The organism is Mesorhizobium sp. ISC11 (assembly GCF_037162595.1).
In the GTDB taxonomy this organism is placed as follows: Bacteria; Pseudomonadota; Alphaproteobacteria; order Rhizobiales; family Rhizobiaceae; genus Mesorhizobium; species Mesorhizobium ciceri.
Genome location: NZ_JAVSPW010000001.1, coordinates 4981570 through 5008530, shown reverse-complemented (window position 1 = coordinate 5008530; position 26961 = coordinate 4981570). Strand labels below are relative to the sequence as shown.

Genomic DNA, 26961 nt, shown 5'->3' with positions numbered 1-26961 from the left:
ATGTTTCATGCCCTCATGCAATGAACGAAGCTCGGTGCCGTACCCTTGACGCTGCCGGGCGTTCACTGTTCGAAAGCCATGCAACCGGCTTTCGTCCGCTACGCGAACCAAGCCCGTATTTTTCTCGTGGGGGAAGTCGGACCGTAGGTCCGGCGCCGTCCTCCACCCCCTGCTTCGCAACGATTGTCGCCGGCGTGATTTCTTGATTATTAAGTTGACTCTTTTTGTCCGCTTTGACTAATTGCGCTCGCGCAGGGCCGGAACGGTGACCGGCCGAACTGCTCGAAATTGGTCTGACAGGGAATAAGAGATGACGATTGGTCGACAGGCATTGTTGCGCATTCAGGCAAGGCGATTGATTGCGAGCAGTGCCTTGATAGCGGCATCTTTTGGAATGGTGGGGACCGGCCGGGCCCAGGACGTTTCGCCGGACGATGCAACTCAACTGGAAACGATCGTCGTCACCGGCAAGTCGGACCGCGTTGGCGGGCCCGATCAAACGATCGTCGCCAAGGACACGGCGACCGCCACCAAGACCGATGCGCCGATCGTCGACGTTCCCGCCTCGGTTTCAGTTGTAACCCAAAAGGAACTGGAGGCGCGCCATGTCGAAAGCCTCCAGCAGGCCGTAGCCTACACATCCAGCGTCCTCACCGACGAGTTCGGCAACGATGACCGATACGACTATATTCGCATCCGCGGTTTCGACCAGACATCGCTCGGTACCTATCGCGACGGCCTGACGGCGCGCATCCCCGCCTGGTTCACGGCCAGCCGTCTCGAACCTTACGGACTTCAGCGCGTGGAGGTCCTAAAGGGATCGACATCGACGCTTTTTGGTCTCAACGGCCCTGGCGGATTGGTGAACGCCATTACCAAGCGGCCGCTGGACCAGAAGCAGGGGGAGATTTACACGTCCTATGGCGACGGCACCAAGGAGATTGGTGTTGATTTTGGCGGGCCGATCGACGCCGATGGCGTGTGGACCTATCGGCTCACCGGGCTGGCCAAGGATGGCGATCAAGGGTGGGATTATTCCAACGACGACCGGCTTTACATCGCACCTGCGTTGACCATCAAGCCCGAGGAAGGAACCTCGCTCACCATCCTGACTGACTATTACAAGCGAGATGGCACAGGCGCACGCGGCACCCCCGCCGGCGCCAATATCGACATCGGCACCTTCCTGGGCGAGCCGGATTTCAACCGCTTCAACACCGAGCAGGTCGATATCGGCTACCAGTTCGAACATGAATTCAACGAGAATCTCACCTTCCGCTCCAATGCCCGCTACACGCATTTGAGCCTCGACTACGCCGAGGTCTACGGCGCGTCGCTTGACCCCACGGCGGACCGCACGGCATTTTCCGTCGGCGGCCTGTCCAACCGCTATGCCTTCGACAATCAGTTGCAATACGATACGGGCTGGGACCGGGTCGCCAGCAAGACGCTTGTCGGCGTCGACTACGCCAACGACAACACCCATGAAAACATCCTCTTCGGCACTGCCGGCCCCATCGACATCGACAACCCGACCTATTGCGGTCTGTCCTGCATCAACCTCGGTCCCTATGTGAACTGGCGGGTCAAGCAGCAGGCGGTCGGTGTCTATGCCCAGGAGCAATTGACGTTTGACGACCGCTGGATCGTCACCCTGGGCGGGCGCTGGGACCGTGTCCATACGACGGCGGACTATCTCGATCTGGGAACGCAGGACGACGACACCGCATCGGCCTTCACCAAGCGCGCCGGCCTGACCTACAAATTCACGCCGAACCTCGCGGTCTACGCCAACTATTCGGAAAGCTTCCAGCCGCTCGTGTCGCCAAGCGCCAACGGGTATGCGGTCTCGGGCTCGTTGAAGCCTCAGGAGGGCAAACAGTATGAGGCAGGCATCAAGTACAAGCCCGACGGCTTCGACGGCCTGTTCACAGCCGCGGTCTTCGACCTTACCCAAACCAATGTTCCGACCTATGTCACGCCTGTTGTCCAGCAGCAGATCGGCAAGGTTGGCGTCCGCGGCATCGAACTCGAGGGCAAGGCCGCCATCGCGGAAAACCTGAACCTGACGCTTGCCTATTCCTACTGGGATGCCGAGATCCTGGAAGACGGTATTGGCGGGAATGCCGGCAATCGGCCGCAGCGCGTTCCTCGCCACCTGGCGTCAGCCTGGGTCGACTACACGCTTCCCGAGGAAGGACCGCGTGGCGACCTGACCATCGGCGGTGGCGTGCGCTATATCGGACAAACCTACGGGGATGACGCGAACACCATTTCGATTGGCGGCTACGCACTGGTGGATGCGGCGATTAGCTACAAGATGACCAAGGACGTGACGTTGGCCTTGAACGCAACGAACCTGTTCGACCGGAAGTATCTGACAACCAGCTATTACGGGACCGAATTCTACGGCGACCGGCTGAAAATCGTCGGCACCCTCAAACATTCCTGGTGAGCTTGCTGAACGCCAAGCGCCGACAACATTGGAAAAGGCGCCACACGCACCCGACAACGCGTGTGGCAATCACGGACGGTTCACATCCCCGTCAGATCGCTCATCAGCCCCGACGCCACCGACAGCCGCGACACGGTGATGTCGCCGCCCTCGGTCAACGCCTGCAGCCGCTCGCGGATGCGCGCCACCCGCTCGCCGCCGGCGTCCAGCCAGGCAGCCACCGGATCGGCCGTCTTGGCGTGGCCGGTGAGCGCCGCCACCGCGATGCCGCGCCGTGCCGCATCGATCGTGTCGGTGGCGCGCGAAAGCGCCAGCTGATCGTAGTAGTCCGATGGCGTGATCGAGCGTGCGGCATCCTCGACACGCGGAATGCGGAAGGCATCGCTGACGGCGAAGAACGCCTTGGCCGCGGCGACGATATCGGCGCCGGCGGTGCGCGCCGTCAGCGCGATGTCGGGGATGAGTTCCGCCACCTCGCTCAGTGCCAGCTGCCCGGCCAAGCTTTCCGGCGCGCCGGCCTTGAACAGCCCATGCCGCTTCTCCTCGATGCGCTCGCGTGAAAAGGCCGGCAGCAGCGAAACGAGCTTGGGCTCCAGCGCCTTGCGGGCTTCCTGCAACTCGGCAATGCGCTGGCTGAGGGGTGCCGTGCCGGCATCGTTCTTCAGATACCAGCCGCTGGTCACATAGATCAGCCGGCTAACCATCTGATAGAGATCAAGCTGCACCTGGCCGTCGATCTGGTTGTCGAGCGCGTCGATCTCGCGATAGAGCGCCGGCAAGGCAAAACCGTCACGCACCACCGCGAAGGTCCGCACCACGTCGGCGGCGGTGCGCCCGGTGGCCTCCTGCAGCCGGTTGACGAAGGACGGGCCGCCGCGATTGACCAGATCGTTGGCGACGACCCGTGTGATGATCTCGCGGCGCAGCCTGTGGCCATGGATCTCGGCGGCGTATTTCTTCGCCATCTGGTCGGGAAAATAGCCCATCAGGTCGCGGTCGAAATGCGCGTCATCAGGCACGTCGCTGGCGACGATGTCGGAAAACAGCACGATCTTGGCATAGGCGAGCAGCACGCCGAGTTCGGCTCTGGTCAGCGGTTCGCCACGCGCTTCGCGCTCGGCCAGCGCTGCCGGCGACGGCAGCGTCTCGACGGCACGGTCGAGCAGGCCGCGCGCCTCCAGCGCTGTCATGAAACGGCTCTGATGCGCGATGTCGGCGAGGCCACGCTTGCGGGCGATCGAAAGCGCCAGCGTCTGCTGGTAGTTGTTGGACAGCACCAGCGAGCCGACCTCCTCGGTCATCTCGGCCAGCAGCTTGTTGCGTGCCGGGCGTGTCAACGACCCCTTGCGCATGGCGGAAGCCAGCGCGATCTTGATGTTGACCTCGACGTCGGAGCAGTTGACGCCGCCCGAATTGTCGATGGCGTCGGAGTTGCAGCGGCCGCCATTCATGCCGAACTCGATGCGCGCCCGCTGCGTGACGCCGAGATTGGCGCCCTCGCCGATCACTTTCGCCCGGACGTCGAGCGCGGTGATGCGAATGGCATCGTTGGCGCGGTCGCCGACCTCGGCATTGGTCTCGGTCGATGCCCTGAGATACGTGCCGATGCCGCCGAACCACAGAAGATCGACCGGCGCTTTGAGGATGGCGGTCATGATCTCGACCGGCGTGGCGGTGGTCTTGGCCAGGCCGATCGCCGCCGCCGCCGCCGCCGGCAAGGTGATCGATTTCTGGTTGCGCGAGACGATGATGCCGCCTTCCGACAGTTTCGTCTTGTCGTAGTCCTGCCAGCTCGAACGCGGCAGCGCGAACATGCGCTCGCGCTCGGCCATCGAGGCTGCCATGTCGGGATCGGGATCGATGAAGATGTCGCGATGGTCGAAGGCCGCGATCAGCCGGGTTTTCGGCGACAAAAGCATGCCGTTGCCGAACACGTCGCCCGACATGTCGCCGACCCCAACGACGGTGAAGGACGAGGTCTGGATGTCGCGGTTGATCTCGCGGAAATGCCGCTTGACCGCTTCCCAGGCGCCCTTGGCGGTGATGCCCATTTTCTTGTGGTCATAGCCGGCCGAGCCGCCGCTGGCGAAGGCGTCGTCGAGCCAGAAGCCGTGCTTCTCCGAGATCGCGTTAGCGGTATCGGAGAAGGTCGCCGTGCCCTTGTCGGCGGCAACGACGAAATACGGATCGTCCAGGTCGCGTCTGATAACGCCGGCCGGCGGGATGACGCCGTCGAGGCCGATATTGTCGGTGATCGACAGCAGGCTGGAGACGAAGTTCTTGTAGGCCGAAGTACCGGCCTCGAAGATCGCGTCGCGGCCGGCGCTCATCGGCAGCTTCTTCGGATAGAAGCCCCCCTTGGCGCCCACCGGCACGATGACGGCATTCTTGACCTGCTGTGCCTTGACCAGGCCGAGCACCTCGGTGCGGTAGTCCTGGGCGCGGTCGGACCAGCGCAGGCCGCCGCGCGCCACCGGACCGAAGCGCAGATGCAGACCTTCGACCTCGGAGCCGTAGACGAAGATCTCCCGCCACGGCCGCGGCGCCGGCAAGCCCTCGACCGCGTGCGAGTCCAGCTTGATCGCCAGCGACTGGCCCTTTTCTTTCGTATCGGCAACGAAATGATTGGTGCGCAGCGTGGCTTCGATCAGATTGAGGTAGCGCCGGATGATGGTGTCGTCGTCGATGTTCGGCACATCCTCCAGCGCATCCTTGATCTTGGCCTTGAGGTGCTTTGCGGCCACCACGCCTTCGGTCTCCGCTGTCGGGCCAAGCCGGGCGATGAACAGCGCATGCAGGCCACGCGCTATGTCGGGATAGCGGTTGAGCGCGGCGGCGATGAAATCCTGGCTTTGCGGAATGCCGACCTGCTGCAGATAACGGCCATAGGCGCGCAGGATGGTGATCTCGCCAGACCACAGGCCGGCGGTCTGGGCGAGGCCGTTATAGCCGTCATTGTCGACGTCGCCGCGCCAGACGGAGAGGAACGCATCTTCGAACAGCGCGCCGCCATCGGTCAGGTCGATCGGCTGGCCGTAGCTGTTCTCAAGCTCCATGTCATGAATAAAGACTAAGCCGGGCCGATCACTATTGATCGTGCCGACCTGGTCGTCGCCGACCTCGAAAGTGCGCTCGCTGATGACGCGGAAGCCGATGTTTTCCAGCACCGGCACCCGGCGCGACAGCGCCACCGGGCTGCCATGGTGATAGATTTTCAGCGACGCCTGATGCGGCTTCTGCTCGGCATGGCGATAATAGTCGATGGCGATCGGATTGCCGGCGCTGATCTTGGCAATGCGCCCGGCATCGGCCAGCGCCACCGCCGCGCTGAACGAATCGCGGTAGCTTTCCGGCAGCCGCGCGGCGATCGCCTTCAAAGCCTGGTCGCCGCCACTGGCCTCGGCCGCATCGGAAAGGGCGTCCTCCCAGGTACGCACGATGTCGCGGATCGCCGCCTCTATCGTCGCTTGCTCGACCTTCGGCGTCTTGCCGCCGGAGCGGCCGATGATGAAGTGCACGCGCGCCAGCCCGCCCTCGGGAAAGGCCGGGTAGTAGGCCGACAGCCGGCCTTCGAATACGGTTTTCAGATAGGAGCCAATCTTCTCGCGCACGACGCTGTCGTAACGGTCGCGCGGCACGAAGACGAGGATCGACACGAAACGGTCGAACTGGTCGGCGCGCACCAGCGCCCGCACGCGTGGCCGCTCGACCAGGCCCAAAATGGCGGCGGCATGTTTGCGCAGGATCGGCACCGGCACCTGGAACAGCTCGTCGCGCGGATAGCTTTCCAGCACGTTGATCAGCGCTTTGCCGGAATGATCGTGCCGGTCGAAGCCGGACTTGGCGATGATGGTTTCGGCTTTTGACCTCAGATACGGGATCTTCATCACCGAGCGCGTGTAGGCGGTCGAGGTGAACAGGCCGACGATGCGCAATTCGCCCGCGAGCGTACCCTTGGCGGTGTAGGTCTTGATGCCGATGTAATCGAGATAGATGCGGCGGTGCACGGACGACTTGGCATTGGCCTTGGTGACGATCAGCGGCTCCGGCCCATGCAGGAAGGCGCGGATCTCCGGCGTCGTCGTTACCGCTTCGGTGCCGCGCCTGAGCACCAGCACGTCGGGATCGGACAGGATGCCGAGGCCAGGCTTTTCAGCGCGCTCCAGCGTGCCGCTTTCCTCGCCGCCGGTGTATTTGAACTCGCGCATGCCAAGGAAGGTGAAATTGTCGTCGCGCAGCCACTCTAGGAAGGCGAGAGCCTCGGCAACGCTCTTCTTGTCGAGCGGCACGGCCGTATAGCGGAATTCCGAGATCGCCTGATCGAGGCGGGCCAGCATTGGCCTCCAGTCGTGAACGGCGGCATGGACCTGGCCAAGGATCTTGCGCAGCCGCTCGCTCAATCCGCTCGCCTGCTCGGATGTCAGCCGCGGGATGTGGACATGGATGACGCTCAGCCGATCGTGGCTGCCATCGTCCTTGGCGAAATTGCCGTCGCCGAGGATTTCTTCCACGCCGCCCTTGCCGTGGCGCACCACGATAACCGGATGGGTGACCAGGGTCGGTTCGCCCGATGTCTCGGTGATCTCGCCGAGGATGGAATCGAACAGGAACGGCATGTTGTCGTTGACGACCGTGACAACCGTCATCGGGCGGCCGTCTCGCACAACGCCCGAATCGGCATCGACGGCGACGACGCACTCGCCTTTCTTGTGAGCGGCGACTGCCTGGCCGGCGAGATCGGCAGCCCGCTCCAGGTCGGCCACATCGTAGGGAGCAATGTCTTCAGCTGGCGCGCGGGCGAGCAGATAGTCTGCAAGCCTGGCTGGCCTTTCCACCGCTTTAAGCGCTGCCGTGGCTTTTTTCTTCGGCTTGCTCGCGGATTTCACGCTGGCCATGACGCACGTCCCTCCCGTCGAATGCTTTTACGACTATGGTAGCAGATGACCGCTGTTTGGCGACAAAGGTTTGACGGCTTGCCAAGAATTATCGGAATTTGGCGACAAGATGCCGCGCAACGAGGAGAAATGACCCATGACCGGCAAAATCAGCGCGCTTGATCTTGGCCAGGGAGAGCTGAGCGAGGCGACAAAAACCTATTTCGCCAAATGCGAGGAGAAGCTCGGCCTCGTCCCCAACGTGCTCAGGGCCTATGCCTTCGACGACAAGAAGCTGCGCGCCTTCACCGACATGTACAACGATTTGATGCTGGGTGAGTCCGGCCTGTCGAAGCTGGAGCGCGAAATGATCGCGGTCGCCGTCTCCTCGATCAATCATTGCTATTATTGCCTGACCGCGCACGGCGCGGCGGTGCGCCAGCTCTCCGGCGACCCGCCGCTCGGTGAAATGATGGTGATGAATTTCCGCGCCGCCGATCTTTCGCCCAGGCAGACGGCAATGCTCGAATTCGCCGTCAAGCTGACGCAAGAGCCGGCCAAGATCGTCGAGGCCGACCGGGCCGCGCTGCGTCAGGCCGGCTTCACCGATCGCGACATCTGGGACATCGCCTCGACCGCTGCCTTCTTCAACATGTCGAACCGAGTGGCTGCGGCAATCGATATGCGGCCGAACGACGAATACCACGCCATGGCAAGGTGACGGATTGCGGCAGGGGCGAGACCGGGGCGTTATATTAGCAGTGTCGCATTCTCGTTGCTTGTTTGCCGGTTTGGTCCGATGATCGGCAGGCGGCATGACCGCATGCCGGTTCGATGCCGCTCACCAAGGGAGGAGAACATGGCGAAGTATCTCTACGTCTATCATGGCTCGGGCAAGATGCCGACCGACGAGGCCGAGCGGAAGGCCGCAATGGACGCCTGGAACGGCTGGTACGGCAAGCTCGGCTCGGCCGTGGTCGACGGCGGCAATCCGGTCGGCATGTCGAAGATGGTGCTGCCCGGCGGCAAGGTCGAGAACAATGGCGGCAGCAATCCGGCCGCCGGCTACACGATCGTCGAAGCGAAAGACATCGACGATGCCGTCGCCAAGGCCAAGGACTGCCCGATCCTGATGAACCCGGCCTTCAGCGTCGAGATCGCGCCGATCATTGAAGTGATGTGACGCGCCGGCTCAGGACCGCGTCGCTATGGCGGCCGCCGCACCGGCCATCGTCGTGGCGCTGATGCGATTGGCGATCTTCATGGCGCGCTTGCTCTTCAAAAGCTTGCGCGCCTGTGATGCGGCGAGCACCCAGGCGAGATCGATGGCGACCAGCACCACGGCCATGGTCGCCGTCAGCTCGACCCAGCCGACGATGCTGACCGAAGCGAGGTCGATGATGGTCGGCAGCAGCGCCAGGTAGAACATCATGATCTTGGGATTGCCGAGCGTCACCGCCATGCCGGCGAAGAACAGTTTTATCGCCGAATCCTCGCGCGGCATCTCGCCCTCTTTTGCATCGACAGGCGCGGTCCACATCTTGCAGGCGAGGTAAGCGAGATAGGCAACGCCGACCCATTTCACCACGACGAAGGCGAAATGGAAGGTCTGCGCCACGACAGCCAGCCCGAACACCGCCAGCGATAGCCAGATGCCCTCGCCGATCCACATGGCGAGCAGGAACGGGAACACGTCGCGAAACCCTTTCGAGATGACGCGGGCGACAAGCGCCGCGATCGATGGCCCAGGCGAGCCCGCGGCAATGAACAGAGCGGCGGCGAAAATCAGGAGCGAGGTGGGGTGCATAACCGGGTCTCTGGTTGAAAACCTTCGATTTCGGATATTAACGCAAGTGGCTCGGCTGCGGTAGCACCGACAAAAGACCCTTGTCGGTCCGGCATGTCGCGGCTAGAAAGGCCATCGCGAAACAATTTTGAGCTTCACTTTGCCTACGTAACCGCCGGTCTCGCCAACTCCCCCGACACACTGCATGACACCGCATTTGCGGTATCTGTTTTCATTTTCATGTGTTCTTCTGGGCGGCGGTTCGAGACCGGTTTGGCACTGCTGAACCGTTGTTGCGCGCTGCCGCCCGTGACATCCGATTTCCGATCATAGCAAGCGACCGCCACGCCGCGCCCGCATGGGCATCTCGACATCGCCGGCCTGATGAACTTCCCGACGGGAAGGGCTTATCGGCATGTCTGGACTTCTGCGTATCCACTGGGCAATCGCGCCCAAGACCGCACCTCGACCGCTCATCAATTGCAACCGCTGCCGCACCGTGAGGGCCTATTGCAGCAGCGGAAAGTTCCGCGTCAACGCCAATGGCAAACGCATCGACGTGTGGCTGATCTATCGCTGCATCGACTGCGACAATTCCTGGAATTTCGGCATTTTCGAACGCTGCAACCGCCGCGACATCGACCCGGCGCTGCTGGCGGCGCTCGAAAGCAACGATCCTGCACTCGCTCACCGTCATGCCTTCGATGCGGTGGCGTTGCGCAACCGGATCGGGCGCGTCGAGGAGTTCTCCGATGTCAGCGTTCACAAGCGCAGGCTCGGCGACACCAGGGAAGCCGCGACCGTGTTGGAACTCCAGCTTGGGCTCGAAATGCCGACATCGCTGCGGCTCGACCGGCTGCTCGCAAGCGAACTCTGCATCTCGCGATCACGGCTTCAGGCGCTGGAGGAGAAGCGGCTGCTCATCGTTGACCCGGATGGAGCAAAGGCCCTGCGCAAGCCGGCCCGTGCGGGAAACACGATCCGCATCGATCTGGCCGGCGAGGCCGATCGGCAGGCCATCATCGCGGCTGCCGGTGGATGAACGAAAAAGGGGCGGAACACTGGTTGCTCCGCCCCTCTCCGCTGTTGGAAAAAATAAGAGCTTACGCCGCGCCGACCACCTTGGACGACTTCTCGAACCGCTTGCGCTCGTTCGGATCGAGATAGAGCTTGCGCAGCCGAATGGTCTTCGGCGTCACTTCGACCAGCTCGTCGTCCTGGATCCAGGCCAGCGCGCGTTCCAGCGTCATGCGGATCGGCGGGGTCAGCTTGACCGCCTCGTCCTTGCCGGCGGCACGGATGTTGGTCAGCTTCTTGCCCTTGAGCACGTTCACTTCAAGGTCATTGTCGCGGCTATGGATGCCGATGATCATGCCCTGATACACCTTGACGCCCGGATCGATGACCATCGGGCCGCGATCTTCCAGGTTCCACATGGCGTAGGCGACCGATTCGCCCTGTTCGTTGGAAATCAGCACGCCATTGGTGCGGCCTGGCAGCTCGCCCTTGTAGGGCTCATAGGCATGGAAAAGCCGGTTCATCACGGCGGTGCCGCGCGTGTCGGTCAAAAGCTCCGACTGGTAGCCGATCAGGCCACGGGTCGGTGCATGGAAGACAATGCGCTGACGATTGCCGCCGGATGGGCGCAGTTCGACCATCTCAGCCTTGCGCTCGGACATCTTCTGCACGACGACGCCGGCATGCTCCTCGTCGACGTCGATGACGACTTCTTCGACCGGCTCCAGCAATTCGCCATTCTCGCCCTTCTGCATGACGACGCGCGGACGCGACACGGCGATTTCAAAGCCTTCGCGCCGCATCGTCTCGATCAGCACGGCCAGCTGCAATTCGCCGCGGCCGGAGACGAAGAACGAATCCTTGTCAGGCGATTCCTCGATCTTCAGCGCGACATTGCCTTCGGCTTCGCGCAGCAGGCGGTCGCGGATGACGCGGCTGGTCACCTTGTCGCCTTCGGTGCCGGCCAGCGGACTGTCGTTGACCAGGAACGACATGGTCACGGTCGGCGGATCGATCGGCTGCGCATGCAGCGGTTCGCTCACGCTCGGGTCGCAGAACGTGTCGGCGACGGTGCCCTTCGACAAGCCGGCAATGGCGACGATGTCGCCCGCCTGCGCTTCTTCGATCGGCTGGCGCTCAAGGCCGCGGAAGGCCAATATCTTGGAAATACGGCCGGTTTCGATCTGGGTACCGTCATGGTGCAGCACCTTGACCGGCTGGTTGGCCTTCAGCGTGCCGCTCTCGATGCGGCCGGTGATGATGCGGCCGAGAAACGGATTGGCTTCCAGGATGGTGCCGATCATGCGGAACGGACCGGGATGAACGGTCGGCTCCGGCACATGCTTGATGACGAGGTCGAACAGCGGCGCCAACTGCTGGTCCTTCGGTCCTTCCGGATTTTCCGAAACCCAGCCATCGCGGCCTGAGCCGTACAGAATCGGGAAGTCGAGCTGCTCGTCGGTGGCGTCGAGCGCTGCGAAGAGGTCGAACACCTCGTTGACCACCTCGACATGACGGGCGTCCGGGCGATCGATCTTGTTGATGACGACGATCGGCTTCAGGCCGACCTTGAGCGCCTTGCCGACGACGAATTTGGTCTGCGGCATCGGCCCTTCGGCGGCATCGACCAGCACGATGGCTGAGTCCACCATCGACAGGATGCGTTCGACCTCGCCACCGAAATCGGCGTGGCCGGGGGTGTCGACGATGTTGATGCGGGTATCCTTCCAGTCGACCGAGGTCGCTTTGGCCAGGATGGTGATGCCGCGCTCCTTTTCGAGGTCGTTGGAATCCATGGCGCGCTCGGCCACGCGCTGATTGTCTCGGAAGGAGCCGGACTGCTTCAAAAGCTGGTCGACCAGGGTGGTCTTTCCATGGTCGACGTGCGCGATGATCGCGATATTACGGATTTTCATGTTCTGGTCTCGGAAGCGTTGCAGGCAGCAGGCCAAAAGGCGCTGCCTCTTTCGGTTGCGCGGCTCATACAGGGTTTTTCGCAGTTGCGAAAGAGGAGGCGCGTCACCAAATACTCATCAAATCTTAAGCATCTGCGTGTGAGATGATTTTGTTAACCAAGGCGGGAACCCTTCGGGGCCTGGGCAGTTCGAACGTCATGACCGATAAACTCAACCGATTCTGGCCGCTCATCGCCTCTGTTGCCTTCGCCGTCCTGCTGGCGGCCAACGCCGCGCAGTCGGCCGCGACGACGAAGGAATCACGGCCTGCCTTGCCGTCAGAGGCACAGTCGGCCGAGCAGATTTTCGCCGACGCGCCCGACGGCGTCGACCCGGTGGTGACCGGCCCGGTTAGCGCCGCCTTCAAGCAGCGGCAGGACGCCGCCAACTGCGACAGCGCCGTCTGGCCGAATATCCCTATGGTCTGCTACCCGGACTAAGGCATCGCGCGCCCTAGACGCGCGACACCTTTCCATCAGCGCGCGCTTATGCCGACCGCACCGGGTCGAGCGTCACCTTGTAGAGTTCGTTGTCGTCGCGATCCATCAGCCGCACCGTCATCTGCTCGCTGGCGCCTGAAATATCGACCAGCCCGAAGAATTGCAGACCTGCCGACGGCGGTAGGTTCTGTCCCTGTTCGGCGGTCGGCGCCTTGATGAACTTCAGCTCCGGACCGAACGTCATGTCGAAATCGTTCGGCCCGAACGTTCCGGCATGGATCGGACCCGAAACGAATTCCCAGAACGGATTGAAATCCTGGAACTGCGCCGTGTCCGGGTTGTAATAATGCGCGGCCGTGTAATGCACGTCGGCGGTGAGCCAGACGGTGTTGCTGATGCCGGCATTCTTGATGAAGCGCAGCAGGTCGGCGATCTCGAGCTCACGCCCTTTTGGCAAGCCATTGTCGCCATTGCTGACTGCTTCGGCACCAACCTTCTTGGTGCCGTCGTCCCAGACGACGAGGCCGAGCGGCATGTCGGCGGCGATGATTTTCCAGGTCGCCTTCGAATTCGCCAGTTCGCGCTTCAGCCATTTCGTCTGCTGTTCGCCGAGCATGCGCGATTGCGGCGTCATCTCATCCTGCATGTCGGGACCATTGGGGCCGCGATAGGAGCGCATGTCGAGGAAGAACACGTCGAGCAGCGGCCCGTAGGCGATCTTGCGATACACGCGGCCGGGCTCGGAAGGTTCGTAGCGGATCGTCGTCATCTCGTGGAAAGCCCGCGCCGCACGGGCCGCCAGCACGTGGATGGATTTTTCCGTATAGCGGCTGTCGGCGCTGAGATCCTTCGAATCCGACCAGTTGTTCAGGACTTCATGGTCGTCCCACTGGTAGAAAGTCGGGCAGATGGCGCTGAGGCCGAGCACGTTCCTGTCCATCATGTTGTACTTCCACTGGTCCCGGTATTCGTCCAGCGTCTCGGCAACCTTGCGCTTGCCGTCGATCAGCACGACGTTCTTCCACTTGCCGCCGCCGGGCAGGTCGACCTCGTCCTTCATGGCGCCGTCGGCATAGATGGTGTCGCCCGAATGCAGGAAGAAGTCGGGCGTGTGCTTGCCGATCGTGGCGTAGGTCTTCATGCCGGTCTCATCGATGCCCCAGCCCTGGCCGGCGGTGTCGCCCGACCAGGCAAAGCGGATGTCGCGCTTCGAGGCCGGCGCCGTCCTGAAGCGCCCGGTGATAGGCTCGGAAACGGCGTTGATGTCGGCGAGATCGGCTGCCGTCATGCGATAGAAGATATCCTGGTCCGAAGCGAGGTCGGTGAGCAGCCGCTTGACGGTGTAGTCGCTGGCCGGCGACGTATCGAGCGGCGCCAGGCGTGTCGCATTGGCGAAATTCTCCGTCGACGACACTTCGAACATGACGCGCGACGGGCGATCGGTGCGCGTCCACACCATGCCGCTGGTTGCGTCGACATCACCGGACTGGACGCCATGGGTGAAGGCCGGCCGCTGACTGGCGCGCGAATAGTAAGGCAGCGCCAGGCTCGAGACGCCGGCCAGGCCAACGGCGCTGGCGGAGGTGACGAAAGCGCGGCGAGTCATCGAAAGCTTGTTCACGGCTGTCTCCTGGATGGCTTGAACAGTGCCACCAAAATCCAGCGTCAATGTTTCAGGGACATCTCGGGATCATGAAGTTTTTCTGACGATCAACAGGCGGGTGGGCGTTTGCGCGGACGGCGAAGCTGCCGATCTTCCTCCGTGCGGGGGAGATGGCAGCTTGGCCGGTAGCGTCTCTCCCTACGCCGCCTGCGGCTCCGGCTCGAATGCCGGCTTGCTGGTGTTGATCAGCAGCGAGATACAGGCAGCGGCTATTGCCGTCATGCCGGCGATCAGGAAGGCCAGTTCGTAATTGCCCTGCAACTCGCGCATGGTGCCACCGAAGGCGGCGGCGGTCGCCGCACCGATCTGGTGGCCGGCGACGATCCAGCCGAACACGATCGGCCCACTGCGATCGCCGAACGCCTCATTGGCGAGCCTCAGAGTCGGCGGCACGGTGGCGATCCAGTCGAGACCGTAGAGCACGGCGAAGATGATCAGGCTGGTCGCTGAGAAGCCGGAATAGGGCAGGTAAATCAGCGACAGGCCACGGATGCCGTAATAGACGCCGAGCAGCTTGCGCGGGTCGAAACGGTCGGTGAGCCAGCCCGACAATGTCGTGCCGATCAGATCGAAAATGCCCATCATCGACAGCAGGCCGGCGGCCTGCACCTCGCCAATGCCCATGTCGCCGCAAAACGCGATCAGATGCGTGCCGACCAGCCCGTTGGTGGTGAAGCCGCAGACGAAGAAGGTGGCGAACAGATACCAGAACACCCGCGTGCCGGCAGCACGGCGCAGCGTCGAGAAGGTATGCGCCAGAAAGTTGCCCTGTGACGCAGGCGGGGTCGGCGGCACATCGTCAGCCTCGGCGCCATAGCGCACCATGCCGATCGATGCCGGCCGCTCCGGCACCAGCAGCCAGACCAGCGGTATCAGGGCAGCGGTCGCGATCGCGACCGCAATGACAACCGGCTGCCAGCCGCCCGACTGTGCCAGTGCGGCGATCAGCGGCAGGAACACCAGCATGCCCGAGGCACTGGAGGCCGACATCAATCCCATGACAAGGCCGCGATTGGTCTTGAACCAGCGATTGACGATGGTCGCGCCGAGCACGCTGGCGACGGCACCGGAACCGATGCCCGAGAACACGCCCCAGGTGATGAACAGATGCCACGGCTTGGTCATCAGCAGGCTGAGCATGGTCGAGCCCGACATCACCACCAGCGAGGCGAGCAGCGTGCGGCGCAGCCCGATGCGCTCCATCAGGGCTGCGGCAAATGGCCCCGTCAAACCGTAAAGCAGAATGCCGACACCGGCGGCCAGGGAGATGATGTCGCGGCGCCAGCCGAAACTGTTCTCGAGTGGCAGCATCATGACCGAGGGTGCGGAGCGCAGGCCAGCCGCGACCAGCAGGCTGAGGAAGATGACGCCGACCACGACGAAAGCGTAGCGCTGGCCAAAGGGGCGAGATTGAGTTATCATGTTACTGACCGGTACGTTGCAGGGTGGGAACATGTATACGTACCGATCGGTAACATTGTCAATCGAGTCACACGATGCCAACCGACAAAAATATTGAACTGACCATCAGCGACGGTCATGCATCCGCTCCGCCGAAAGCCGCCAAGAAGATCCTCGATGTGGCCTATGACCTGTTCTACCGGCGCGGCATCAGGGCGATCGGCGTCGACGAGATCGTCAAGCGTGCCGGCGTCACCAAGCCCAGCCTCTACCGCAGCTTTCCGTCAAAGGACGAACTGGCCGCTTCCTATCTCAGGCAATATGACCGTGAATACTGGGAGCGCTTCGACGAAGCGGTCGCCGCTCATCCCGGCGACCCGCGCGCTCAGATCAAGGCTTTCCTGACCCGCATCGGCAAGCGCACGCAGGTGGCGGACTATCGCGGCTGCGGCATGACCAATGCGGCGGTCGAATATCCCGACCACAGCCACCCGGCTCGCGTGGTCAGCGAGGCCAACAAGCAGGAACTGCGCCGCCGGCTGCGCGCCATGGCGGCTGCGATGGGCGCGCAAGACCCAGACACGCTCGGCGACGGCCTGCTGCTGCTGATCGAGGGCGCCTATATCAGCGGCCAGTTGTTCGGCCTCGGCGGTCCGGCGCAAGCGGTTGCCCGCAATGCCGACCTGCTGATCGAAGCCAGCTTGAAGAAATAGCGTTTGGCGCTACGCTGCAATGGCTTGCAACGGGGATTGACCGCCATGCGTGCCATTCTGATCCCGCTTGTTCTGGTCGGTCTCGGTCAGGCGGCGCAAGCCGACGGCATTTCCAGCGCCTACACCGATCTGGATTCGAAAACGGACTGCGTGACCTACGCGCAGGCAGAAGAAGGCGACGGCGACTGGGCCGAACTCGCCTGTTCAGGCTATCGCGGCTATCCCGTACTGATCGCCTATGACGACGCCCGTGAATCGCTGTTCTACGGTTTTCCGCCCGGCGGCGACATGACGACGGTCTGGGAAAGCTTTTCCGGCCTCAATTCGTCCGGAGCCAAAGTCGAATGGCGCATCGAAACCAAGGGCGACACGGCAGTGCCCTATGCCGTCATCCATCGCCGCTCGATCAGCAATCCCGAGGACGAGAAAAAGCCGACCGAGGTGCTGCTCGTCGCCAAGGTCGGCCAGATGGACGCCCGCGACGGCTGCACCGTCGGCCTGGTGCTGGCCACCGGCAATCCCGCCGCCAACGACCAGGCGCGCAAGCTTGCCGACGACAAGGCGCGCACCTTCGCCTGCGGCAAGGACAGACACACCGTCATCGGCAAAGTGCCGGCTTTCGGCCGGGTCGACAACTGACCGGTCGGGCTACTTGCTCGCCTTGGCCCGCTCGATCGCGTCGACGATCATCTTCTTGGCGTATTTGGAATCGTGCCAGCCTTCGATCTTGACCCATTTGCCGGGCTCGAGATCCTTGTAGTGCTCGAAGAAGTGCTGCACCTGCTGGCGCGTAATGTCGGGCAGCTGAGTGTATTCGGTGACGTTCTCGTAACGCAGCGTCAGTTTTGGCGACGGCACGGCGATGATCTTCTCATCCTGGCCGGCATTGTCTTCCATGATCAGCACGCCGATCGGCCGCACGTTGATGACGCAGCCCGGCACCAGCGCGCGCGTGTTGCAGACCAGCACGTCGATCGGATCGCCGTCGCCCGACAGCGTGTGCGGCACGAAGCCGTAATTGCCGGGGTAGCGCATCGAGGTGTGCAGGAAGCGGTCGACGAACAGCGTGCCGGCCTCCTTGTCCATCTCGTACTTGATCGGCTCGCCGCCGATCGGCACCTCGATAATGACGTTGACGTCCTCAGGCGGATTCTTTCCGCTGGCTATGGCTTCAATGCGCATGGCTTAAATCCCTCTCTCGATGGACGATCGATAGCGGGCGGCGCGCCATGGTGCAATGCGGCGAATGGTGCTGGATGCGAATGGAACGCCCAATTGCCGAAAGGCCGGGTTGTCATTCCCAGACGAAAGCGACCTTCTTCAGCGCCTTCTGCTCGAAGATCTCGACGCCCTCGGCGACATCGCGGCCACCGGCGCCGGCATAGAAGGCAAGCGCGTTCTGGTTGTCCTCCAGCGCCCACACGACCATGCCTTTCAGCCCGTGATCGGCCAGCCGCGCCTTGGCCGCCGAAAACAGGCGGCTGCCGAGCCCGATGCCCTGATATTCCGGGCGCAGGTACAATTCGTAGATTTCGCCCTGCTGGCGCAGTTCACGGGCGCGGTTCTTGCCGATCGTCGCATAGCCGGCGATCTTGCCGCCGATTTCGACGACCAGAACGGTGGCGGCGCGGCGAATCGCATTCGCCCACCAGTCGGCGCCACGGCGGTTGATCATCGATGTCAGGGTCCGGTGCGGAATGATGCCGGAATAGGCGCCGCGCCAGGCCTCCAGATGCACCTCGGCGATGGCACTGGCATCGCGCGGGTCGGCTTTCCGGATGTCGATCGTCAGCGTATTCATGATTTGTTAACCATAAACCCGCATCGCCCGATTGCAAGGGTCCGGGCCGCCCGCCGACTGCTTTCTCACAGGCGATCACCGCGCTGGTGAGGCGCCTTCAAGACTTCTGTGGAAAGGCTCAAATCTCGACGAGATGGTCGTCGAGCTCGTTGCTGTCGCCCGCAGTGACCGGGAAATGCTCGGCCAGCACCGCACCCACCAACTCGATCGCCTTGACGAAGCCGTCGGCAAGCCGGTCGTCACCGGCATGCACGGTAAGGTCGCGCACGACGCCATCCCAGACATGCTGGCCGACCTTGGCGTCGATACCCGAATCGGCAACCACCTCGGCATAGCGCTCGGCGATCGAGACGAAGACCAGCACGCCGGTGCGCGCCGTGGTGCGGTGGACGTTGCGGGCGAGGAACTGCTTGATCGCGTTGGCGTGCGCCGCCTGGTAGCGCAGCCGCCTCGGCACCAGGTGGATGCGCATACCAGGCAGCGCCCACAACAAGGCCAGCACGCAGGCAAGCGCCAGGAGCTGGGCGAGGACGAAATGCGGCAGCCGGATCGACAGCCACCAGGCCTCCAGACCGTAGCCGACCGCCAGGCTGACGAACAGCATGCACACGGTCGCCATGAAGGCGGCCGGGAAGAAATAGCCGTCGCTGGCATGCGCCACGACACAGTAGATTTCGCCGTCGGTTTTCTCCTCGGCGGCGCGGATCGCGGTTGCGATGCGCTCATGATCCTGCGGGCTGATTGGTCGCGTTGCCATGATCTGTCTCACCAGCCTCCTGAAGAACCGCCACCACCGGACGAGCCGCCGCCACCGGAAAATCCGCCACCGCCGCTTGACCCCGAGGACCAGCCACTGCCCGAACCCGAAGACCAGCCGCCGCCCGACGACGAACCGGTTGTCCAGCCAGTGCCCGAGTACCCGCTCGGCCCGCGGCCATAACGAAACGTCATGCCCAGCCATTTGTACACGCCCGGCGACAGTTTCGTGCCGAACATCGGCGGCAGGAACGCCATCGCCATCCCGCCGAAGAACATCGTCGCCCACAGGATCAGGAACACGGCAAAGATCGGATCGATGGACGTGCCGTCATCGGCGGGATTGCGCTTGCCCCGCGCTTCCAGTTCTTCGGGATTGCCCTCCAGCACCATGACCATGTCATCGACGGCTTTGCTGATGCCGCCGGAGAAGTCCCCGGCGCGGAAGGCCGGCACCATGTCATTTTCGATGATCAGCTTGGTGTGCAGGTCGGTCAGCGTGCCTTCCAGCCCATAGCCGACCTCGATGCGCATCTTGCGGTCGTTCGGGGCCACCAGCAGCAGGACGCCATTGTTTTCCTTCGCTTGGCCGAGCTTCCAGAAGCGGAACAGCCGGTTGGCGTAAGGCTCGATCTCCTCGCCATCGAGGCTGGGAATCGTCGCGACGACGATCTGGTCGGAGCCTTTCGTCTCGAAATCGGCGAGTTTTTGGGTCAGCGCCGCCCTGGTCGCGGCGTCGATGATGCCGGCATTGTCGACGACACGGCCGGTCAGCGCCGGCAGGTCGGCCGCGTAGGCCATGACGCAGGAGAACAGCACGACCGCAGCAATCAGGACGGCCGAGGCGAGGCGGTCGCGTTTCGACAGGCTGATGCTGGATACCATCATGCCATCACCAGCTTCCCGACGAGCCGCCGCCGCCGGACGAACCGCCGCCGCCGGAAAAGCCTCCACCGCTGCTTGACCCCGAAGACCAGCCGCCGCCGGAACTCCCCGACGACCAGCCGCCACTGGAGGATCGCCGGCTTGGCTCGAAGGTCATGCCAAGCCAGCGGTAGCGGCCGGGGCCAAGCTTCTGGCCGAAGATCGGCGGCAGCACGGAAGCCGCAATGCTGCCGAAGAAGATGATCGCCCAGATGCTGATGAAGACGGCGAAGAACAGGTCGTCGGAATCGAAAGGCGCTTGCTGGTTGCGCTCGCCGCGCGCCTCCAGCTCCTCCGGATTGCCTTCCAGCACCATGACCATGTCGTCGACGGCCTTGCTGATACCGCCGGAGAAGTCCCCGGCGCGGAAGGCCGGCACCATGTCATTTTCGATGATCAGCTTGGTGTGCAGGTCGGTCAGCGTGCCTTCCAGCCCATAGCCGACCTCGATGCGCATCTTGCGGTCGTTCGGGGCCACCAGCAGCAGGACGCCATTGTTTTCCTTCGCCTGGCCGAGCTTCCAGAAGCGGAACAGCCGATTGGCGTAAGGCTCGATCTCCTCGCCATCAAGGCTGGGAATCGTCGCGACGACGATCTGGTCGGAGCCTTTTGTCTCGAAATCGGCGAGTTTTTGGGTCAGCGCCGCCCTGGTCGCGGCGTCGATGATGCCGGCATTGTCGACGACACGGCCGGTCAGCGCCGGGAGATCGGCCGCGAGGGCGGTGAAGGGGAGGAAGAGGAGGCTTAGAAGAGCGAAAAGGAACCCTAGGCTTGCGTTCCGGAGCGCCCCCCTCTGCCCTGCCGGGCATCTCCCCCTCAAGTGGGGAGATTGGCCGCCATCTCCACTTTCACCAATTTTCAACGTCGCAAGATGGGCGTCAGCGCCGAAGCTGCCAATCTCCCCCCTTGAGGGGGAGATGTCCGGTAGGACAGAGGGGGGTGTTTGCACGCCAGCAGCCCGTCATTTCGCGGGATTTATTCCGATGACAGTGGACGTTCACCCGCCCTGCTTCGTGCCGAAATCGACCTTCGGCGGCTGCATCTTGTCTTCGGCGACGGTGAAATTGGCGAAGGGCTCGTTGCCGCGGAACCAGAAGGTCGCCCACAGCACCGAGGGGAACGTCCTCAGCGTCAGATTGTAGTCCCTGACCGCCTGGATGTAATCGCGCCGCGACACCGCGATGCGGTTCTCGGTGCCTTCGAGCTGCGCCTGCAGCGCCAGGAAGTTCTGATTGGCCTTGAGGTCGGGATAGGCCTCCGAGACCGCGATCAGCCGCGACAGCGCGCTGGTCAGCCCCGCCTGGGCATCCTGAAACTTCTTGAGGGCTTCGGGATCCTTCAGCGTTTCCGGTGTTACCGTGATCTGCGTTGCCTTGGCGCGCGCCTCGACCACCGCGTCGAGCGTATCCTTTTCATGCGAGGCATAGCCCTTGACCGTCTCGACCAGGTTGGGGATGAGGTCGGCGCGGCGCTGATACTGGTTCAGCACCTCGCTCCATGCCGCCCTGGCATTTTCTTCCGCCGTCGGGATGGTGTTATAGCCGCAGCCTGCAAGCAGCGGCAGCACGATCGCCATCATCAGGAAGGCGGGCAGCGTGCGGAACGTGGACGGCAAGGCAAGGCGCTGGGCAAACATGATGGGGTCCCTCGGTAGAAGTTGCACGCGAAGCATTACCACAATCAGCGCGCAAGAAAACCGCCCGCGCCGGCAGCCCCTCGCCTGGCACGCCCGGTGCCGCTGCAAGGCTCTGTGATTGGCCGTGCGAACGCGATAAGGTCCGGCAAAACGGGACATCATCATGGCGGAACGCCAGGACAGCGACAAGGAATCGCGCCGTATCCTCGAGCGCATTGCGCGCGAGACGGATCCGGCCGGCAACTCGTTTGTAGCGCGGGCAGCGAAAGGCATGCACGATCACGTCACCGCGGCCGATGCCGATCGTGCCGATCCGATCGAAGTCTGGGGCACCCGCTTTGGCCGCACGCTGGGCCTGCTGCTGGCGCTGGGCCTGATGGTCTGGCTCGTGCTTTACGTCATCCGGGGCAGTTAGGAATCAAACGACAATGAGCGCCGAACAAACCGACGCGCCGCGTGCGGTCATCGTCATTTCCAGCCATGTCGCGCGTGGCTCGGTCGGCAACCGTGCCGCCGTCTTTGCGCTGGAGACCCTGGGTTTCCCGGTCTGGGCGGTGCCGACCGTCATCTTGCCCTGGCATCCCGGCCATGGGCGCGCGACGCGCATCGTGCCGCCGCTCGACGAGTTCAAGGCTCTGATGGCCGATCTCGAGCGGGCGCCATGGCTGGGTGAGGTCGGCGCCGTGCTGTCCGGCTATCTCGGCGAGGCGGGCCAGGCCGAGGCCGTCGCCTCGCTGGTCGCCGCGGTCAAGGCAAGGACGCCCGGCGCCGTCTATATCTGCGATCCGGTGATGGGTGATTCGGGCGGCCTCTATGTGCCCGAACCGACCGCCATCGCCATGCGCGATCGGCTGATGCCGATCGCCGACATAGCCACCCCTAACCGCTACGAACTGGAATGGATGGCCGGCGCCGCGTTGCCAGACATGAAATCGGTGATCGCGGCGGCGCTGCACGCCGGACCATCGACCATGCTGGTCACCTCGGCGCCGTCGATGATGACGGGCGGCACCGGCAACCTCCTGCTCGATAACAGCCAGGCGCTGCTCGCCGAACATCGCCTGATCGACAAGCCGCCGAATGGCCTGGGCGATCTGACGGCGGCCGTTTACCTGGCACGCATCCTGTCCGGCCAGCCACCGATCAAGGCGCTGCAATCGACGACGGCGGCGGTCTACGAGATCCTGGCACGCACCGCCAAGCGCGGCGGCGACGAACTGCAGCTCGAAACCGATGCGCAGAGCCTGTCGCATCCGATGGCGATGGTCCAGCTTCGCCACCTCACACATCCAGGGCGGGGCCGCCGGGCGTGACATCGACTGAGGCCGTACTTGTCGGCGTCGATGGCTGCAAGGCCGGCTGGATCGCCGTCCGACGAACTTTTGGCATGGCACCGTCGGTCGGTGTCTTTGCAACCTTCACTGCCCTGCTCGCATCCCTTCCCGTAGACGCTGTCATCGCCGTCGACATGCCGATCGGCCTGCCCGGCTTTTCGGGCAAGGGCGGGCGCGGCCCCGAAGCCCTGGTGCGGCCGCTGCTCGGGGCACGCCAGTCCAGTGTCTTCTCGATCCCGTCCCGTGCCGCGCTCTATGCCGACACCAACGGCTTCACCACCATCGAAGCCTGGTATGCCGCGCACGTCAGGGCAAGCGCGGTGGCCCTGACCACATCCGATCCGCCGCGCGGCGTCTCGATCCAGGCGTTCGGCATTTTTGCCAAGATCCGCGAGATCGACGCCGTGCTGATCGCGCGGCCCGATTTGCGCAGCCGCGTGTTTGAATCGCACCCGGAAGTCGCTTTCTGCCGCTTGAACGGCGATCAAGCCATGCAACTGCCGAAGAAGATCAAGGGCAGCATCAATCCGGCCGGCATGGCGGAACGCAAGGCGCTGCTCTGCCGGCTCGGCTATGATAAGGGCTTTCTCGACCAGCCGCCGCCCCGCGGTGCCGCCGCTGATGACTTCCTCGACGCAGCCGCGATGACGCTGATCGCCGGTCGCATCGTCGACGGCGAGGCGCGGCCGTTTCCCGACCCGCCGGGCCGCGACAGCTTTGGCATTCCCGTCGCCATCTGGGCGTGACGCTGTTGGCCACGGTTGCGCTCGATGCATGGCATTTCTAGCCAGCCCTCATAATTCTGCATTGCTCGCGACCGGCTTTTGCCGCTAGAGCCTCTCTAGACCGCAACGAGCTGCCGCATCCAACCCGGAAAGGCTCCAGACGCCGCCCATGTCCCATCTCCCTGAACATCTTCTCGCCGGCTATCGCAATTTCATGAATGGCCGCTATCTCACCGAGAGCGGGCGCTATCGCGATCTCGCTCGCGAAGGCCAGGCGCCGGAGACGATGATCGTCGCCTGCTGCGATTCGCGTTCGGCGCCCGAGGCGATCTTCGACGCTGGGCCGGGCGAACTCTTCGTTCTGCGCAATGTCGGCAATCTGGTGCCGCCCTATGCACCCGACGGCGAGTTCCATTCGACCTCGGCGGCGCTTGAATTCGCCGTGCAGAGCCTCAAGGTCAAGAACATCGTCGTCATGGGCCATGGCCGCTGCGGCGGCATCCGTGCAGCGCTCGACACCAATTCCGCGCCGCTGTCGCCGGGCGACTTCATCGGCAAGTGGATGAGCCTGATTGCGCCGGCGGCCGAAACCGTCTCCTCCAGCACCTTCATGACCGCTTCGGAGCGCCAGACCGCGCTGGAGCGCATCTCGATCCGCTATTCCATCGCCAACCTCAGAACCTTTCCCTGCGTCTCGATTCTCGAAGGCAAGGGACGGCTGTCGCTGCATGGGGCCTGGTTCGATATCTCGACCGGCGAACTCTGGACGATGAACAAGGAGACTGGCGATTTCGAACGGCCGGAACTGGGATGAACGCGGCGGCGCGCAAGCTGGTGAACATCAGGTCGGTCGCTTTTGTGGCGGCCGCACTGCTGCTGGCGATTATTGCCGCCCGCGCCGATGATCGTGCCCTCATCAGCCGCTGGTATTCGGCGCTGCTGGTCGCCGACCGCACGGAACTGTCCGACCTGCTCGCCGACGATGTCCGCATCAAGCTGGACGACCTCGGCATCGTGCAAAGCAAGCAGGAATTCATCGCTTCGATCGACGAATGGAAAGGTGCCGTTGCCGGTGCTGCGATCCGGCACCGGATCGAGAAAAGCGAAGGCGGCGTCACCACGGTGGTCGCCTGCTACGATTTCCCCAACAACGACATGCTGATGCAGGAAACTTTCGCGGTCACCGACAACCGCATCACCGCCAGTTCACAAGCGGCGATCGCCGAAAACTGCGACGGCTTTTGAGGGCGATATCGGCCAAATCCGCATATTGCGGGTCCGCCGGCCGCGCCCTACATCGGGTACGACCCGCCTGCCTGCCCCACCAACGAAAGACTGTCCATGCCTTCCACGAAAGCCGTCGACCTCGCCGCCCATCCGCTGACCGCGTGGCAGGGGCCGCTCGGCCTGCCCGATTTCACGCGCATTGGCGACGGCGACTTCTCCCCGGTCTTCGACGCGGCGCTGAAGGCGCACGAGGCCGAGATCGAGGCGATCGCCGGCAACAAGGATGCGCCGACCGTCGAGAACACGCTTGCCGCGCTGGAACTCGGCGGCGAAGCGCTCGATCGTGTCTCGTCGATCTTCTGGTGCCGCGCCGGCGCCTACACCAATGAGACGATCCAGGCGCTAGAGCGCGACATCTCGCCGAAAATGTCCAGGCATTTCTCGGCGATTTCAATGAATGAGCGGCTGTTTGCCCGCATCGACGATCTCTACCAGCGCCGTGAGAGCCTGAAGCTCGACGCAGAGACCTTGCGGGTGCTGGAAAAGACCTGGAAGGGCTTCGTCCGTTCCGGCGCCAAGCTCGACGCCGACGGCAAGAAACGGCTGGCAAGCATCAGCGAGGAATTGTCCTCGCTCGGCACGGCTTTCGGCCAGAATGTACTGGCCGACGAGCGCGACTGGGCGCTGTTCCTCGATGAAGCCGACCTTGCCGGCCTGCCGGACTTCGTGAAAAGTTCCATGGCCGAGGCCGCCGAAATGCGTGGCCAGAAGGGCCGCTATGCCGTCACCTTGTCGCGCTCGATCTATGAGCCGTTCTCGACCTTCTCCGAACGCCGCGATCTGCGCGAGATCGCCTTCCGCGCCTTCACCATGCGCGGCCAGAATGGCGGCGCCACCGACAACACGAACGTGGTGCGCGACATGCTGCGCCTGCGGGCGGAAAAGGCAAAGCTGCTGGGCTACGCCTCTTTCGCCGCGCTGAAGCTCGACGACACCATGGCCAAGACGCCGAAGGCCGTGCACGCGCTGCTCGATCCGGTGTGGGAGAAGGCGCTTGAGAAGGCAGCAAGCGACCAGATCGAATTGCAACGGCTGGCCACCGCAGCCGGCAGCAACGAAAAATTCGCTGCCTGGGACTGGCGCTTCTACCAGGAGAACCTGCGCGCGGAGAAATTCGCCTTCGACGAGGCGGAACTGAAACCTTATTTACAGCTCGACCGGATCATCGACGCTTGCTTCGACGTGGCGACACGGCTGTTCGGCATCACCTTCGAAGAGAAAAAGGGCATCGCGGCCTGGCATCCGGACGCCCGCGTCTTCGTGGTGAAGAATGCCGACGGCAGCGAGCGCGGCCTGTTCCTGGCCGACTATTTCGCCCGGCCGTCAAAGCGATCCGGCGCCTGGATGAGCGCGTTGCAATCCGGCTATAGGCTCGGCCACGGTGCAAGCCCGGTCATCTACAACATCATGAACTTCGCCAAGCCGCCGGTGGGCGAGCCGGCTCTGCTGTCGGTCGACGAGGCGAAGACGCTGTTCCACGAGTTCGGCCATGCGCTGCACGGCATGCTGACCGACGTCACCTGGCCCTCGGTTTCGGGCACTTCGGTCAGCCGTGATTTCGTCGAATTGCCCTCGCAGCTCTACGAGCACTGGCTGACCGTGCCGGCAGTGCTGGAGAAGCACGCGCTGCACGTCAAGACCGGCAAGCCGATGCCCAAGGCGCTGCTCGACAAGATGCTGGCCGCGCGCACCTTCGGCGCCGGCTTCGCCACGGTCGAATTCACCGCCTCCGCCTTGATGGACATGGCCTATCACGCGCGGGCGGAGGCGCCTGAAGCGCCGCTTCGTTTCGAAGCCGAAACGCTTGCAGAACTGCATATGCCGGACACCATAGCCATGCGTCACCGCACCCCGCATTTCGGCCATGTCTTTTCCGGCGAAGGCTATTCGGCCGGCTACTATTCCTACATGTGGTCGGAAGTGCTCGATGCCGATGCTTTTGCCGCCTTCGAGGAAACCGGCGACCCCTTCAACCCGGCGCTCGCCGAGCGGCTGCGCAAGAACATCTACGCCGCCGGCGGCTCGAAGGATCCGGAAGAACTCTACACCGCCTTCCGCGGCAAGATGCCGTCGCCGGAAGCGATGATGGCCAAGCGCGGGCTGGCGTGATTGGCTTTCCCTTCCCCCCTTGTGGGGGAAGGTGGATCGGCGCGTAGCGCCGAGACGGATGAGGGGTGTTCCAGGAAATGCCAAC

The 26961-nt window shown here is 63.3% G+C and carries 24 protein-coding genes; 13 read left to right on the top strand and 11 right to left on the bottom strand.

The features are described from left to right. The first annotated feature begins 310 nt into the window (after positions 1-310). The gene (locus tag RPF88_RS24350; protein WP_337123353.1) at positions 311-2455 is read left to right on the top strand and encodes a TonB-dependent siderophore receptor; all 2145 of its coding nucleotides are present in this window, start codon (positions 311-313) and stop codon (positions 2453-2455) included. 80 nt (positions 2456-2535) lie between these two features. Here the strand turns inward: RPF88_RS24350 and RPF88_RS24345 are convergent, their stop codons facing one another. Further along, positions 2536-7350, bottom strand: a complete 4815-nt coding sequence (locus RPF88_RS24345; protein WP_013529008.1) for an NAD-glutamate dehydrogenase — start codon at positions 7348-7350, stop codon at positions 2536-2538. Positions 7351-7486: 136 nt separating this feature from the next. On the opposite strand from RPF88_RS24345, the gene RPF88_RS24340 reads away from it, so the two are divergent. Then, positions 7487-8050, top strand: coding sequence for a peroxidase-related enzyme (locus tag RPF88_RS24340; RefSeq protein ID WP_013529007.1), 564 nt, complete (start codon positions 7487-7489; stop codon positions 8048-8050). Positions 8051-8188: 138 nt separating this feature from the next. Then, positions 8189-8512, top strand: a complete 324-nt coding sequence (locus RPF88_RS24335) for a hypothetical protein (RefSeq protein ID WP_013529006.1) — start codon at positions 8189-8191, stop codon at positions 8510-8512. A 9-nt stretch (positions 8513-8521) separates the two neighbouring features. Here the strand turns inward: RPF88_RS24335 and RPF88_RS24330 are convergent, their stop codons facing one another. After that, complete coding sequence (locus RPF88_RS24330; RefSeq protein ID WP_337123351.1) at positions 8522-9136, bottom strand: LysE family translocator; 615 nt, start codon at positions 9134-9136, stop codon at positions 8522-8524. A 394-nt stretch (positions 9137-9530) separates the two neighbouring features. On the opposite strand from RPF88_RS24330, the gene RPF88_RS24325 reads away from it, so the two are divergent. Next, positions 9531-10157, top strand: coding sequence for a DUF1062 domain-containing protein (locus RPF88_RS24325; protein WP_337123350.1), 627 nt, complete (start codon positions 9531-9533; stop codon positions 10155-10157). A gap of 61 nt (positions 10158-10218) precedes the next feature. Here the strand turns inward: RPF88_RS24325 and typA are convergent, their stop codons facing one another. Then, positions 10219-12048, bottom strand: a complete 1830-nt coding sequence (gene typA / locus RPF88_RS24320) for a translational GTPase TypA (RefSeq protein WP_013529003.1) — start codon at positions 12046-12048, stop codon at positions 10219-10221. Positions 12049-12245: 197 nt separating this feature from the next. Between typA and RPF88_RS24315 the strand changes: the two genes are divergently transcribed. Next, positions 12246-12527, top strand: coding sequence for a hypothetical protein (locus tag RPF88_RS24315; protein WP_224618852.1), 282 nt, complete (start codon positions 12246-12248; stop codon positions 12525-12527). 46 nt (positions 12528-12573) lie between these two features. On the opposite strand, the gene RPF88_RS24310 is transcribed toward RPF88_RS24315, so the two are convergent. After that, entirely contained in the window at positions 12574-14133 is a 1560-nt protein-coding gene (locus tag RPF88_RS24310; RefSeq protein WP_442921305.1) for an alkaline phosphatase D family protein, read from the bottom strand. A 195-nt stretch (positions 14134-14328) separates the two neighbouring features. Next, complete coding sequence (locus RPF88_RS24305) at positions 14329-15612, bottom strand: MFS transporter (protein WP_024504198.1); 1284 nt, start codon at positions 15610-15612, stop codon at positions 14329-14331. A gap of 74 nt (positions 15613-15686) precedes the next feature. On the opposite strand from RPF88_RS24305, the gene RPF88_RS24300 reads away from it, so the two are divergent. Together RPF88_RS24300 and RPF88_RS24295 are read left to right on the top strand one after the other, a co-directional pair. Continuing rightward, entirely contained in the window at positions 15687-16304 is a 618-nt protein-coding gene (locus RPF88_RS24300) for a TetR/AcrR family transcriptional regulator (RefSeq protein ID WP_013528999.1), read from the top strand. A gap of 45 nt (positions 16305-16349) precedes the next feature. Next, positions 16350-16943 (top strand): hypothetical protein, encoded by a 594-nt coding sequence (locus tag RPF88_RS24295; RefSeq protein ID WP_027163693.1) that lies wholly within the window; start codon positions 16350-16352, stop codon positions 16941-16943. A gap of 9 nt (positions 16944-16952) precedes the next feature. Here RPF88_RS24295 and ppa read toward each other — a convergent pair whose 3' ends face one another. The 6 genes from ppa to RPF88_RS24265 form a co-directional block, all read right to left on the bottom strand. Next, positions 16953-17486 carry an inorganic diphosphatase gene (ppa, locus tag RPF88_RS24290; protein WP_013528997.1) on the bottom strand — a complete coding sequence of 178 codons (534 nt, stop codon included), beginning with the start codon at positions 17484-17486 and terminating at the stop codon, positions 16953-16955. A gap of 112 nt (positions 17487-17598) precedes the next feature. Continuing rightward, entirely contained in the window at positions 17599-18105 is a 507-nt protein-coding gene (locus RPF88_RS24285) for a GNAT family N-acetyltransferase (RefSeq protein ID WP_013528996.1), read from the bottom strand. 118 nt (positions 18106-18223) lie between these two features. Further along, on the bottom strand, positions 18224-18862 hold the full coding sequence (locus tag RPF88_RS24280) for a TPM domain-containing protein (protein WP_337123346.1): 639 nt from the start codon (positions 18860-18862) through the stop codon (positions 18224-18226). 8 nt (positions 18863-18870) lie between these two features. Then, complete coding sequence (locus RPF88_RS24275) at positions 18871-19749, bottom strand: TPM domain-containing protein (protein WP_337123345.1); 879 nt, start codon at positions 19747-19749, stop codon at positions 18871-18873. 4 nt (positions 19750-19753) lie between these two features. Next, complete coding sequence (locus RPF88_RS24270) at positions 19754-20605, bottom strand: TPM domain-containing protein (RefSeq protein WP_337123343.1); 852 nt, start codon at positions 20603-20605, stop codon at positions 19754-19756. Between the two features lie 177 nt (positions 20606-20782). After that, positions 20783-21421: a LemA family protein gene (locus RPF88_RS24265; protein WP_024504707.1), complete on the bottom strand. Its 639-nt coding sequence runs from the start codon at positions 21419-21421 to the stop codon at positions 20783-20785. Between the two features lie 163 nt (positions 21422-21584). Here RPF88_RS24265 and RPF88_RS24260 point away from each other — a divergent pair, with 163 nt between their 5' ends. From RPF88_RS24260 to RPF88_RS24235, 6 genes are all read left to right on the top strand, one after another. Beyond that, the gene (locus tag RPF88_RS24260) at positions 21585-21836 is read left to right on the top strand and encodes a hypothetical protein (protein ID WP_013528991.1); all 252 of its coding nucleotides are present in this window, start codon (positions 21585-21587) and stop codon (positions 21834-21836) included. Between the two features lie 13 nt (positions 21837-21849). Beyond that, positions 21850-22734 carry a pyridoxal kinase PdxY gene (pdxY, locus tag RPF88_RS24255; protein WP_063169475.1) on the top strand — a complete coding sequence of 295 codons (885 nt, stop codon included), beginning with the start codon at positions 21850-21852 and terminating at the stop codon, positions 22732-22734. Continuing rightward, on the top strand, positions 22731-23501 hold the full coding sequence (locus RPF88_RS24250; protein WP_337123339.1) for a DUF429 domain-containing protein: 771 nt from the start codon (positions 22731-22733) through the stop codon (positions 23499-23501). The genes pdxY and RPF88_RS24250 overlap by 4 nt, the downstream gene beginning before the upstream one ends. 148 nt (positions 23502-23649) lie before the next feature. Then, positions 23650-24294, top strand: coding sequence for a carbonic anhydrase (locus RPF88_RS24245; protein ID WP_023811712.1), 645 nt, complete (start codon positions 23650-23652; stop codon positions 24292-24294). Further along, complete coding sequence (locus RPF88_RS24240; RefSeq protein ID WP_013528987.1) at positions 24291-24725, top strand: hypothetical protein; 435 nt, start codon at positions 24291-24293, stop codon at positions 24723-24725. The genes RPF88_RS24245 and RPF88_RS24240 overlap by 4 nt, the downstream gene beginning before the upstream one ends. 96 nt (positions 24726-24821) lie before the next feature. Next, positions 24822-26876, top strand: coding sequence for a M3 family metallopeptidase (locus tag RPF88_RS24235; protein WP_337123338.1), 2055 nt, complete (start codon positions 24822-24824; stop codon positions 26874-26876). Positions 26877-26961 lie beyond the last annotated feature (85 nt).

Excerpts from the sequence above, each read along its gene's own strand:
- RPF88_RS24340 (WP_013529007.1), top strand. The coding sequence starts at position 7,487 with ATGACCGGCAAAATCAGCGCGCTTGATCTTGGCCAGGGAGAGCTGAGC.
- RPF88_RS24300 (WP_013528999.1), top strand. The coding sequence starts at position 15,687 with ATGCCAACCGACAAAAATATTGAACTGACCATCAGCGACGGTCATGCA.
- RPF88_RS24295 (WP_027163693.1), top strand. The coding sequence starts at position 16,350 with ATGCGTGCCATTCTGATCCCGCTTGTTCTGGTCGGTCTCGGTCAGGCG.
- RPF88_RS24285 (WP_013528996.1), bottom strand. The coding sequence starts at position 18,105 with ATGAATACGCTGACGATCGACATCCGGAAAGCCGACCCGCGCGATGCC.
- RPF88_RS24330 (WP_337123351.1), bottom strand. The coding sequence starts at position 9,136 with ATGCACCCCACCTCGCTCCTGATTTTCGCCGCCGCTCTGTTCATTGCC.
- typA (WP_013529003.1), bottom strand. The coding sequence starts at position 12,048 with ATGAAAATCCGTAATATCGCGATCATCGCGCACGTCGACCATGGAAAG.
- RPF88_RS24305 (WP_024504198.1), bottom strand. The coding sequence starts at position 15,612 with ATGATAACTCAATCTCGCCCCTTTGGCCAGCGCTACGCTTTCGTCGTG.
- RPF88_RS24245 (WP_023811712.1), top strand. The coding sequence starts at position 23,650 with ATGTCCCATCTCCCTGAACATCTTCTCGCCGGCTATCGCAATTTCATG.
- RPF88_RS24350 (WP_337123353.1), top strand. The coding sequence starts at position 311 with ATGACGATTGGTCGACAGGCATTGTTGCGCATTCAGGCAAGGCGATTG.
- ppa (WP_013528997.1), bottom strand. The coding sequence starts at position 17,486 with ATGCGCATTGAAGCCATAGCCAGCGGAAAGAATCCGCCTGAGGACGTC.
- RPF88_RS24260 (WP_013528991.1), top strand. The coding sequence starts at position 21,585 with ATGGCGGAACGCCAGGACAGCGACAAGGAATCGCGCCGTATCCTCGAG.
- RPF88_RS24280 (WP_337123346.1), bottom strand. The coding sequence starts at position 18,862 with ATGGCAACGCGACCAATCAGCCCGCAGGATCATGAGCGCATCGCAACC.
- RPF88_RS24345 (WP_013529008.1), bottom strand. The coding sequence starts at position 7,350 with ATGGCCAGCGTGAAATCCGCGAGCAAGCCGAAGAAAAAAGCCACGGCA.
- RPF88_RS24310 (WP_442921305.1), bottom strand. The coding sequence starts at position 14,133 with ATGACTCGCCGCGCTTTCGTCACCTCCGCCAGCGCCGTTGGCCTGGCC.
- RPF88_RS24240 (WP_013528987.1), top strand. The coding sequence starts at position 24,291 with ATGAACGCGGCGGCGCGCAAGCTGGTGAACATCAGGTCGGTCGCTTTT.
- RPF88_RS24335 (WP_013529006.1), top strand. The coding sequence starts at position 8,189 with ATGGCGAAGTATCTCTACGTCTATCATGGCTCGGGCAAGATGCCGACC.
- RPF88_RS24315 (WP_224618852.1), top strand. The coding sequence starts at position 12,246 with ATGACCGATAAACTCAACCGATTCTGGCCGCTCATCGCCTCTGTTGCC.
- RPF88_RS24265 (WP_024504707.1), bottom strand. The coding sequence starts at position 21,421 with ATGTTTGCCCAGCGCCTTGCCTTGCCGTCCACGTTCCGCACGCTGCCC.
- RPF88_RS24325 (WP_337123350.1), top strand. The coding sequence starts at position 9,531 with ATGTCTGGACTTCTGCGTATCCACTGGGCAATCGCGCCCAAGACCGCA.
- pdxY (WP_063169475.1), top strand. The coding sequence starts at position 21,850 with ATGAGCGCCGAACAAACCGACGCGCCGCGTGCGGTCATCGTCATTTCC.
- RPF88_RS24275 (WP_337123345.1), bottom strand. The coding sequence starts at position 19,749 with ATGATGGTATCCAGCATCAGCCTGTCGAAACGCGACCGCCTCGCCTCG.
- RPF88_RS24235 (WP_337123338.1), top strand. The coding sequence starts at position 24,822 with ATGCCTTCCACGAAAGCCGTCGACCTCGCCGCCCATCCGCTGACCGCG.